General features: G+C 44.1%; 10 protein-coding genes and 1 pseudogene. 6 read left to right on the plus strand and 5 right to left on the minus strand.

Going from position 1 to position 10,706, the window contains the following annotated elements; genetic code table 11:
* A pseudogene (locus tag AABK37_RS37280) lies at positions 1-750 on the plus strand (hypothetical protein); the annotation flags it as partial.
* Here the strand turns inward: AABK37_RS37280 and AABK37_RS37285 are convergent.
* Positions 729-875, minus strand: a complete 147-nt coding sequence (locus AABK37_RS37285; RefSeq protein WP_432556485.1) for a hypothetical protein — start codon at positions 873-875, stop codon at positions 729-731. The pseudogene AABK37_RS37280 and the gene AABK37_RS37285 sit on opposite strands and share 22 nt — an antisense overlap.
* 149 nt (positions 876-1,024) lie before the next feature.
* On the opposite strand from AABK37_RS37285, the gene AABK37_RS37290 reads away from it, so the two are divergent.
* From AABK37_RS37290 to AABK37_RS37305, 4 genes are all read left to right on the plus strand, one after another.
* Entirely contained in the window at positions 1,025-1,492 is a 468-nt protein-coding gene (locus AABK37_RS37290; RefSeq protein ID WP_432556486.1) for a MarR family winged helix-turn-helix transcriptional regulator, read from the plus strand.
* 161 nt (positions 1,493-1,653) lie between these two features.
* Positions 1,654-3,150, plus strand: a complete 1,497-nt coding sequence (locus AABK37_RS37295) for an HlyD family secretion protein (protein ID WP_432556487.1) — start codon at positions 1,654-1,656, stop codon at positions 3,148-3,150.
* 122 nt (positions 3,151-3,272) lie between these two features.
* Positions 3,273-4,550, plus strand: a complete 1,278-nt coding sequence (locus tag AABK37_RS37300; protein ID WP_432556488.1) for an MFS transporter — start codon at positions 3,273-3,275, stop codon at positions 4,548-4,550.
* A 202-nt stretch (positions 4,551-4,752) separates the two neighbouring features.
* Positions 4,753-6,339 (plus strand): DHA2 family efflux MFS transporter permease subunit, encoded by a 1,587-nt coding sequence (locus AABK37_RS37305; protein WP_432556489.1) that lies wholly within the window; start codon positions 4,753-4,755, stop codon positions 6,337-6,339.
* A 101-nt stretch (positions 6,340-6,440) separates the two neighbouring features.
* Here the strand turns inward: AABK37_RS37305 and AABK37_RS37310 are convergent, their stop codons facing one another.
* Positions 6,441-6,695: a HEAT repeat domain-containing protein gene (locus AABK37_RS37310; protein ID WP_432556493.1), complete on the minus strand. Its 255-nt coding sequence runs from the start codon at positions 6,693-6,695 to the stop codon at positions 6,441-6,443.
* Between AABK37_RS37310 and AABK37_RS37315 the strand changes: the two genes are divergently transcribed.
* Positions 6,638-7,066 (plus strand): Uma2 family endonuclease, encoded by a 429-nt coding sequence (locus AABK37_RS37315; RefSeq protein ID WP_432556494.1) that lies wholly within the window; start codon positions 6,638-6,640, stop codon positions 7,064-7,066. The genes AABK37_RS37310 and AABK37_RS37315 overlap by 58 nt on opposite strands.
* Before the next feature lie 8 nt (positions 7,067-7,074).
* Here AABK37_RS37315 and AABK37_RS37320 read toward each other — a convergent pair whose 3' ends face one another.
* The 3 genes from AABK37_RS37320 to AABK37_RS37330 all read right to left on the minus strand — a co-directional run.
* On the minus strand, positions 7,075-7,476 hold the full coding sequence (locus AABK37_RS37320; protein ID WP_432556490.1) for a fasciclin domain-containing protein: 402 nt from the start codon (positions 7,474-7,476) through the stop codon (positions 7,075-7,077).
* 326 nt (positions 7,477-7,802) lie between these two features.
* Positions 7,803-9,089 carry a CO2 hydration protein gene (locus tag AABK37_RS37325; RefSeq protein WP_432556491.1) on the minus strand — a complete coding sequence of 429 codons (1,287 nt, stop codon included), beginning with the start codon at positions 9,087-9,089 and terminating at the stop codon, positions 7,803-7,805.
* Between the two features lie 140 nt (positions 9,090-9,229).
* Positions 9,230-10,706: NADH-quinone oxidoreductase subunit M (locus AABK37_RS37330; RefSeq protein WP_432556492.1), on the minus strand; the 1,477-nt coding region annotated here is incomplete at its 5' end.

A 10,706-nucleotide genomic window follows, 5' to 3' on the forward strand; every position in this document is an offset into this window, starting at 1 on the left:
GTGCGGGGGTTCCCCCCCGTTGAGGAAGGTGTCCGTGGACAAGGGGAGGACACTTCCGTGCGGGGGTTCCCCCCCGTTGAGGAAGGTGTCCGTGGACAAGGGGGAGAACTCCTAACTCCTAACTCCTCACTCCTAACTCCCCACTCCCCACTTTCTACTCCCTACTCCCCACTCCCCCACTCTCCCACTCCCCCCCTCTATTTTGAGATTCCGCGTAATCTCAGCTATGCTTTTGGTGGATTGGGTATTTTACTTGTGCTAGCGGGTGTAGTTGCTTTTGCTGTGGGTGGGGTGGAAATTCGCAAGTATGCAACTGTCGTTTTGGCTTTGGGGTTGGGTTGGTTAATTTTACTTTTAGTGTGGATCGGTCGTTATCGCTTTGGTCAAAAGTTTCTCACAGCGCGTTACTGGATAGCTGGGTGGTTGATTCCAGCTTGGTTGGCTTTGGCGGTGGCTGGTTTTAACGGCTTTATTGGCGATTACAATCCTGATGTTAGAGCTTTCTTGGCACAAAGAGCGATCGCCTCAATCCTCCAAACTAATCCTATCAACTTTGTCCAAGTAGGGGGTAAAACTGGTTTACTCCTCAATTTCTACACTCCCCACCACGGTAAGCAGGTACAACAAGTCTCTGAACTTCCACCGGGTAGTTATGCTTGGATATCTGCTAAACAGCCAGTATCCACTCCTCATCAAGTTCTCGGTACTGTGCAAAATTACCAGTTGATTCAATTGGGGAGTGGGGAGTAGAAAGTGGGGAGTGGGGGAGGGGGGATGGGGAGAGGGGGGGAGTGGGAGATGGGGAGAGGGGGGAGACAAGGGAGACAAGGGAGAAAATTCACCATCTCCTCCTTGTCCACGGACACCTTCCTCAACGGGGGGGAACCCCCGCACGGAAGTGTCCTCCCCTTGTCTTCCTTGTCTCCCTTGTCTTCCTTGTCAAGAAAGTCTCCTTAGAGGAGCTGTTGCTAAAAACAGGTTTATCTGGTTATAATAATATTACGCACGCTAAGGAAATCCGAAAATGATTTCTACATCAAAGAATTTACAAGCTGTGGACTCTTGGCAACAAGTGCTGGCACCATATAATGTTGGCTACAGAGTTAAATTGCTATCACAACTTCTCACCCGCAAGTTTACCGAGCGGTTAGAACCCTTTGGACTTACGCCGTTTCACTGGTTGGTTTTATGCTGTTTGTGGCAAGAAGACGGTTTACCTACTTCTTGCATTGGCGAAAAATTGCAACAAGTGGGAGGTACGTTAACTGGAGTACTCGATCGCATGGAAGAACGCGGTTTGATTCGTCGAGAACGCGATTTGTCCGATCGCCGCATTTGGCGCATTTGGTTGACAGATGCTGGCAAGCAACTAGAAACCGTCTTACCTCCAATTGCAGCCGACTTGCGTGAAGAAGCGATGTGTGGCATTTCCCACTCTGACCGCGAGCAGTTTTCTCAACTTCTCAATCGAGCGATCGCTAATCTCTCTTAAGAATATGGCATAATCACCCGATTGACTGAAGCACTGTTCATATTTCTTTGAGAAAATATTACGTATGCTAAGGAAAAGACAGATAAATACTTGTATTTAAATATTACGCCTGCTAAATAAATTTTCGTTAATTAAATCATCTATCGGGGGACTTAAGAATTATGGAACGCAGCAATACAACTTTAAATGAACGCAACGGACACTCTTCAGCAGTTTTGGACAAAGAGCTAATTGTGGACTTAGAAACATTAAAAGCTCGTACCATAGAGAAGTCTGCACCAGTTGAAACGCCAGTAGAAAAAGAAAATACCCAGCCAGAGACGCCTTCTCTTGAGCAAAAGAAGGCTGCACCGAAGCGGAAAAAACCGATTGGTTTAATTTTGGGAGTATTGGGAGTAGGTGCGATCGCCGCAAGTGGATTTGGTTATCGCTACTGGGAGTATACCTCAACTCATCAAGAAACAGACAACGCCACAGTAGCCGGACACATTAACCAAGTTAGCAGCAAGATTCCCGGAACCGTTAGCCAAGTGTTGGTAAACGATAACCAACTAGTGCAACAGGGACAGTTGCTAGTAAAACTCGATCCGCAAGACTATCAAAATAAAGTGCAGCAAGCACAAGCAGCACTTTCAGCCGCACAGCGTCAAGCACAAGCAGCCGAAGCGAATATTGCTTTAGCTTCACAAACTACATCTGCGAAGACAAGTCAAGCACAAGGCGATGTTAGCGGTGCATTAGCAGCGATTTCCACGGCTAAAGCAGCAGTGCAAGAAGCACAAGCCGGAATACCAGCCGCGCAAGCTGACGTGAAATTAGCCGAAGCGGGAATTCCCGCAGCACAAGCGCAAGTAGCCCAAGCTGATGCTAACTTGCAAAGAGCGCAAGCTGATTACAACCGTTACAAGACTTTGTTTCAACAAGGTGCGATCGCTCGCCAACAACTTGAAACAGCCACATCAACTTATAATGTGAATGTAGCGCAAAAAAATGCTGCCGTTCAGGGAGTACAACAAGCACAAGCGCGGTTAGCATCAGCGAGAGTTGGTGTAGCCAGAGCGCAGTCTAAATTAGCACAAGCGCAAGAAGGCGTAACCAGCGCCCAAGCGAAACTTGCAGCATCCAAAGGAGGACTGCAACAAGCTACCGCCGGCGGACAGCAAACAGCCGTGAATCGGGGACAGTACGAAGCTGCAAGAGCATCTATTTCTCAAGCGGAAGCTTCATTAAAAGACGCGCAATTGCAATTATCTTACACCAATATTACCGCACCGGCAGGCGGACGTGTGGGTAGAAAAAATGTAGAAGTTGGTAATCGCGTGCAAGTAGGAACACCAATGATGGCGATCGTTAATAACGATTACTGGGTAGTCGCCAACTTCAAAGAAACCCAGTTAGAAAAAATGAAGCCAGGAGAACCAGTAGAAATCAAACTGGATTCATTTCCCCATCACAGCTTTAAGGGTCGTGTTGACAGTATTTCGCCAGCTTCCGGCGCTCAGTTTGCCTTATTGCCACCGGATAACGCTACAGGTAACTTTACCAAAATTGTGCAGCGTATTCCTGTAAAAGTTGTTTTTGACCAACAAAGCATCAAAGGCTACGAAGCACGGATTACACCTGGGATGTCTGCTGAAATTGCGGTGGAAGTCAAGTAATACCAATATTGCCGAATGAAAACATCTTTCCACCTTTATTATGTCTCTCCGCCTACGGAGAGGCGTTTGGAGTCAGGGGAGATGATATTTATGGAAAGCATATTGGTATAAACAAGCCTTAAATGAACACGCAAGCAGCTGAGAAAAAGCCGATAATACCGGCATTTAGGTCAAGAAACTACCGTTTATTTTTTATCGGACAAGGTATATCTCTAATTGGCTCGTGGATGACGCAATTAGCCACGATTTGGTTAGTTTATCACTTAACAAATTCACCTGTAATGCTAGGAATTGTGGGATTTACGAGTCAAATTCCTAGCTTTGTTCTCGGTCCCTTTGGCGGGGTATTTGTGGATCGTTTTTCTCGCCATCGCACCTTAATTGGTACACAAATCTTGGCGATGATTCAGTCATTAACCCTGGCGGTGTTAGCATTAACTGGCGTAATTCAGGTTTGGCACATCATCGCTTTAAGTTTGTTGCAAGGATTTATTAATGCTGTAGATGCGCCGGCGCGACAAGCATTTGTGCCAGAACTCATTGAAAGAAGAGACGATTTAGCGAATGCGATCGCCATCAACTCGACAATGTTCAATGGTGCGCGATTAATTGGTCCGGCGATCGGCGGTTTATTAATTGCTCAAGTTGGCGCGGCTTACTGTTTTTTAATTGATGGTCTTAGCTACATCGCCGTAATTATCGCGCTATTGGCGATGAATATTAAGTCAAATCAACTTCAAGTCAGTAGTGCCAATCCATTAAAACAAATCAAAGATGGATTTAATTATGCATTTGGCTTTCCGCCAATTCGGGCAATATTAATCTTATCAGCCTTAGTCAGTTTTCTGGGAATGCAATATACAATTATTGTACCAATTTTTGCCGAAAAAATCTTGCAAGGTGATGCACAAACACTAGGGTTTTTGATGGCTGCGTCAGGAGTCGGCGCTTTATCAGGGGGAATTTATTTGGCTACACGGGCAACAGTAATAGGATTGGGTAGATTAATTGCCTTTGGTCCGACAATTTTAGGATGTGGACTGATTGGTTTTTCTCTATCGCGATTTTTACCACTTTCTTTATTCTCATTGTTGTTTGTCGGTTTAGGAACGATTCTACAAATTGCTGCGGGTAACACAGTTTTACAAACAATTGTAGATGATGACAAACGCGGACGAGTGATGAGTATCTACACAATGTCTTTTTTGGGTACAATACCTTTTGGTAACTTATTGGCAGGTTTTTTAGCAAATCACATCGGCGCTACCAATACATTAATCATCGATGGAATAGCTTGTATTTTAGGGTCTATATTTTTTGTCAGACAGTTACCTGCTTTAAGGCGATCGATTCGTCCAATTTATGAGCAAAAGGGGATATTAACTAGTGGCAAAGCTTAAGTTAACAAAATTCAATTGTAGGGTGCGTTATGCACCGCTAACGCACCCTACTGCGTTTATCTCTGTAGTAATTGTCAAACAAAAATTAGAATCAAGATGGAAAACAGCATCTTCCTTAAGGTACATTTATAATATCGCCTAAAGTTTGAAAATATAAATATCTTTTATTTCAACGCCCCATTTTCTTAACCGGAGTACCGCTGTGGCTAATACAAATACAGTTGGCAAAGGTAATCAGACTTCCTCTAATAACGTACCGCTGAGAACCTGGATTGGTGTAATGGCGAGTATGCTTGGTGCATTCATGGCGGTGCTGGATATTCAAATTACCAACGCTTCGCTACAAGATATTCAAGCATCTTTGGGCGCAACTTTAGAAGAAGGTTCTTGGATTTCTACCGCTTATTTGGTGGCGGAAATTGTAGTAATTCCTTTAACTGGATGGTTATCGCGGGTATTTTCCCTCAAACGCTATTTGTTAGTTAACACCGCCTTATTTATCTTCTTTTCTATATGCTGTGCTTGGGCGTGGGATCTCAATTCCATGATTCTTTTCCGCGCCTTACAAGGCTTCACCGGCGGGGTTTTAATTCCCACCGCTATGACAGTTGTACTCACAACTTTGCCCCCGGCAAAGCAAGCAGTTGGACTAGCCGCATTTGCGATTACCGCAGTTTTTGCACCGTCAGTTGGTCCCACATTAGGAGGTTGGTTAACAGAAAACTTTGGTTGGGAGTACAACTTTTATATAAATGTAGTTCCAGGGGTATTGATGCTTGCTGGGGTTTGGTACGGCATTACTCAACAATCACCCCAAATGCAATTGTTAAAACAAGGTGATTGGTGGGGAATTCTTTCGATGGCGATTGGGTTAGCTTCCCTACAAATAGTTTTAGAAGAAGGTAGCCGCAAAGATTGGTTTGGTTCTCCTTTGATTGTCCGCTTAAGTATAGTTGCAGCGATTTTTCTCGCGCTATTTTTCTATATAGAATTAACTCGCAAGCAACCATTTATTAATTTGCGACTTATACGTTATCGTAACTTTGGTTTAGCTAGTGTTGTTAATGTTTCGCTGGGTATAGGTTTGTATGGCTCAATTTATATTTTGCCGCTGTATTTAACACAAATTCAAAGATATAATGCACTGCAAATTGGTGAAGTGCTAATCTGGGCTGGGATGCCGCAATTACTGATAATTCCCTTTCTACCCAGAGTTATGAATCGTATTGATGTGCGCTTAATGGTTGCTGTGGGTGTGGTTTTGTTCTCTATTAGCGCGTTTATGAATTCGCGGATGACTTATCAAACCGGACATGACCAATTAATTTGGTCACAACTTGTCCGGGCAATGGGACAACCGCTAATTATGGTTCCGCTTACCACGATTGCTACTGGTGGATTAAATCCCAAAGATGCGGGTTCGGCAAGCGGTTTATTTAATATGATGCGTAATCTGGGCGGTTCTGTTGGAATTGCATCTTTAGCAACTTTATTAACTAATAGAGAGCAATTTCACTCGAATAGATTGGGAGAATCAGTATCTTTATTTTCTCCCGAAACTCAAGCGCGAATTAATCAATTGACGCAGTATTTTGTCAGTCGTGGTTCTGATTTGAGTACCGCGCAAGACCAAGCGATAAAATCTATTGATAATATCGTCCGTCGTGAAGCGTATGTGATGGCTTTTAATGATTGTTTCTACTTTATTGGGATTGCTTTATTATTAAGTGGAATTGCGATTATTTTCTTGAAAAAAGTGAAGGCGACTGGCGGCGCTGTGGGACATTAGATAGAAGGAAAAGGCTTATGAAGGGTTAGTTTGACACCTTGACCTGTACTAAATGTTTAAGTTTAATTGCTTATTGACAAATGCGGCACTATTTCACCTTGTCACGAATGAATCTGTTTCAAGGCTCTGAGGGCAGCTTCACTAACTTCTTTATCTTCATCTTCTGTAAGTTGAGAAAGAGGTTCTACAGCTTTGAGGTCTCTTATATCTCCCAACGCCCATACTGCCTGAAAACGAACTCGCTTATCATTATGATTTAAAACCTCAATCAAAGGTTCTACTGCTTTTAGTTTTGCCAGTGACCCTGCTGCTGCGAAACCACGTCCGGGGTAGTGGTTGCCGCGTTTACATGGCAGATATGAAAGCGCAAATTCAAGCGATAAATCGCTATTACTATCCTGATGTCATGGTGACTGGCGATACACAAGATAGAGAATTTGAATATTTTAAATCTTCTCCTTGTTTAATTGTAGAGGTGCTGTCTGGTAGTACGGAAGCTCTTGATAGAGGTAAGAAGTTCACGGACTACCGACATTTAAAGTCATTACAAGAATACGTGCTAATTTCTCAAGATACGATGAGTGTTGAATGCTTTCGTCGCAACGAAGAAGGACGCTGGGTGCTTTATCCTTATGTCCAAGGGGAAGAGGTGCATCTAGCTAGTGTTGATTTTCAGTGTGCGATCGCCATAATATATGAAGATGTAACTTTACCAGAGATGAATTGATAATTAACTCATCCCATTAAGATGACGTTATCAAGTACATGAATCACACCGTTGTCTGCTTCGATATCCGCAGCAATTACTGTTGCATTCTTCACTTCAAAGTTATTAGATAAATTAATTCGGATTTCGGAACCTTCGACTGAAGTTAGAGAACAAACATTTGCCAAATCCGCTTGCATCAACTTTCCGGGTACGACGTGATATTTGAGAATACGCGCAAGTTGTGGCGGATTTTGGACGAGGGTGTGAACGGTGCCGGGAGGAAGTTTGGCAAAAGCATCATCGGTGGGTGCAAAAACGGTGAACGGACCAGGACTTTTCAAAACTTCAACTAGTCCGGCAGCTTTCACGGCAGCTACAAGAGTAGTAAATCCATCGGCACTTACAGCAATATCAACAATATCAGGCATTTGATTTAACCTCTGCTTTACTTCGCACCCTCACCCTGGAAGGGTGGGGCTATACGGACAAAGCCTGCCTACGCAGGCTAAACAGGACTTACGCAAAAAACCTCTCAAATCCTCATTTCTCTGTGTTCTCTGTGCCTCTGTGAGTCCAGCCCCCGACGGGCGCGGTTTCCCTGATCGATGGGGGACTGGCGAACCCGTTCGCGCAGCGTCTCCCTTTGGGAGAAGGGTGGTTCGTTCTTCTGTGACTGCTGCGTAAGTCCTGTAAAAACCAAAGTCTGCCTACGCAGGCTAAAAACCTCCCCAACGTCCTTATGTTTATTGAACATTTACCGATAATCTTGGCGTTGAACATCGCGCAATCTCGCTTCTGGACGCTGGAAACGGTCTAACTGAGACTCAAAAAATCGGCGATTTGCCATCAGATGTTCTGGGTTGGGGTCATCTAACGGATAAAGTAATGCTTGGCGTAATGCTTGAATTACCGCTGATGTGACGCAGTACATCGAACGTTGAAAGCTAATTCCTAACTGAATCAGGGTGTCATCTTCACCGCGACAGTGCTGTTGATAGTAGTCCACCAAGTAGTCAGGCAAGAAATGTAACATATCTTGCATTAAAAGTGTCGGTGGAATACCCGCTGTCCCGACTGGGAAGACATCTGCATAAAGAATGCCGAAGTGAAAATCTTTTTGGTCTTCAGGTACTTGCTTTGCTTGAGCGTTATAAGATTTAGTACCTCTAAAAGGTGCAGTGCGATAAAATACTGCTTCTACGTAAGGCAAAGCTGCTTCATACAACCAGGTAAAGCCTTTGGATTTAGGGATAATTTCGTAGCATTCACCGTCAATATATACATGATGATAAATTGGGCGTCCGGCGATCGCAAAAATTCCATTCACCAAAAAATTCATCGCCTCCGGCACACTTGTTATTTTACCTTCATCGTAAAGGTCTGACATCTCAAAGAATACCGGCGCCATTACTTCCCAAAATAAGCCGAGGTTTGAGTAGTAAGATAGTTGCCGTACTTGCTCAATAAACATATCCGGAAACATTTTATACAGTCCCAACATGACCGGATTTTTTTTGAAGTAAGCCTTAATTGCGCGATCGGCATTTGCTTTATACTCATCGGTGTCTAAATAGGGGTCAAAAAGTCCACCCATACCCCGATGCCAAAGCATTGCTTGCATACAAGCTTCGGCAAATTCCATATTGATGCGATCGTGCCAAAGATGATGTAATAACTTAGGTAGCTTTTTATTTACCTCACCCTTCTCCATAAACTCCAGCAACTCAGGATGCGCGGTTGCTTCTCCGCGCCAAATGCGAATATCAGCATCATCACCTGCGTAATGATTGTGTAATTCTAAATATTCTTTGGGTAGAAAGTATTTGAAGAAGGGCACAGGATCGAGAAAAACTCGTTCGGCAATATAAAGTAAGTCGCGCCAGTAAAAGTCCATCGGCACTGCATACGCTTTATAAATGCCGATGATTTGCATCAAGTTTTCCGGTGTATCTGGAAGCATAGCACCACCTGCTTCTAAGCGGTGAATTACTTCGGAAAATTGATGTTGAGAGGGGGGAAGTTTGGTTAGAGTTTGGATCATGGGAGGGGTTAGGGGTTGTTTTGAAAATATCCGACACCCTGGAAGGGTGTGGCTACACGAGCCAAGTCCGCGCAGGCGGACTATACTAGCCTGCGGAGGCAGGCTTTGTTTGTATAGCTCCAGGCTAAAGCCTGAGAGCTTTAGCCTTTGAAGTGTTGTCGGTGAAAGTCTTGGGCGATGTTAGTTACGGTGGGAATCGCTGATACCATTGTTGTGACTGTCTGTTCGCTCCAGCGTACAAGCCAATTGGGTTGTACTCCCAGGATGAAAATCAAGGTTGCTAAAATGAGGGAGGGTATTCTTTCATAAGCTTTCACTTTGGGGAAATTGGCGATCGCATTATCCAATTTTCCGAAACAAGTACGATTGAGCAATATCACAAAGTATACTGCTGTTAAACCGGTTCCCACTACACATAACAAAGTCGGGATGGGAAACTCGGCATAACTGCCTTGAAATACGAGAAACTCGGCGATAAATCCAGCCATACCCGGAATTCCCGCACTCGCCATTCCGCTAAGAATTAATAAGGCACTGATGCTTGGTAATCCGCGAATCGGGTTTAGCAGTCCATTCAGGATATTTAAATCACGGGTGCCGATTTTCTCTTCAATTACACCCACCAAGTTAAACAAAATTGCCAGAATTAAGCCGTGGGCGACCATTTGGGAAACAGCACCAACTAAACTTAATGATGTGTGCGCTGCACCTCCTAACAAAACGTAGCCCATGTGACCGATTGAACTATATGCTACCATCCGCTTGATGTCTTTTTGAGCGATCGCCGCTGCTGCTCCATAAAGTACACTCACAGTTGCCCAAATTGCTAACCAAGGTGCTAATTTTGCCCAAGCTTCAGGGAAAAGTCCCAAGCCAAACCGGAAAATACCGTAAGTACCAAGTTTCGCCAACACACCCCCTAACAACATGGCTACAGGTGCGGAAGCTGCAACATATGTATCGGGTAGCCAAGTATGCAATGGTACGAGGGGAATCTTGATGCCAAATCCTACCAGCAACAGACTTAGCAGGATAATTTGCAATCCCAAGGGTAACATTTGTCCCATCAAGGATTCATACGCAAAGCTGGTAGCATGACTTAACCAAACTAAGCCCAAGAATGCTGCTAAAATCAAGATTCCGGAAAGAGCGGTGTAGAGCAAAAACTTCGTTGCTGCATAACTGCGCTTGTCACCACCCCAAATCGAAATTAATAAATAGAAGGGGACTAACTCCAGTTCATAAAACAAAAAGAACAGCAGTAAGTTTTGAGCGACAAATGCACCCGCAACGCCACCAGCAATCAGCAGAATCATCGAGTAAAATAATCGCGGACGCTCAGTATCTTCGTGGCTGCTGTAAATGGCAATCCAAGTAATTAAGCTATTCAAGGCAACCATTACCAAGGAAATACCGTCTACTCCGAGTTGGTAATTTAATCCTAATGTTTCAATCCAAGGTAGGTATTCTGTAAGTTGAAATCCTGGCTGATTAATATCAAACTGAGCCATTACCCAGAATGTCCACAATAGCATTGCTCCAGTAATTAGCAATGCACTCAAGCGAATTTGCCGGGAGGAAACGTTTTTGGGCAGACATCCGATAATGGCTGCACCG

The sequence above is a fragment of the Tolypothrix sp. VBCCA 56010 genome (assembly GCF_050875635.1).
Lineage (GTDB): Bacteria > Cyanobacteriota > Cyanobacteriia > Cyanobacteriales > Nostocaceae > Hassallia.

Excerpts from the sequence above, each read along its gene's own strand:
- AABK37_RS37295 (WP_432556487.1), top strand. The coding sequence starts at position 1,654 with ATGGAACGCAGCAATACAACTTTAAATGAACGCAACGGACACTCTTCA.
- AABK37_RS37300 (WP_432556488.1), top strand. The coding sequence starts at position 3,273 with ATGAACACGCAAGCAGCTGAGAAAAAGCCGATAATACCGGCATTTAGG.
- AABK37_RS37320 (WP_432556490.1), bottom strand. The coding sequence starts at position 7,476 with ATGCCTGATATTGTTGATATTGCTGTAAGTGCCGATGGATTTACTACT.
- AABK37_RS37325 (WP_432556491.1), bottom strand. The coding sequence starts at position 9,089 with ATGATCCAAACTCTAACCAAACTTCCCCCCTCTCAACATCAATTTTCC.
- AABK37_RS37290 (WP_432556486.1), top strand. The coding sequence starts at position 1,025 with ATGATTTCTACATCAAAGAATTTACAAGCTGTGGACTCTTGGCAACAA.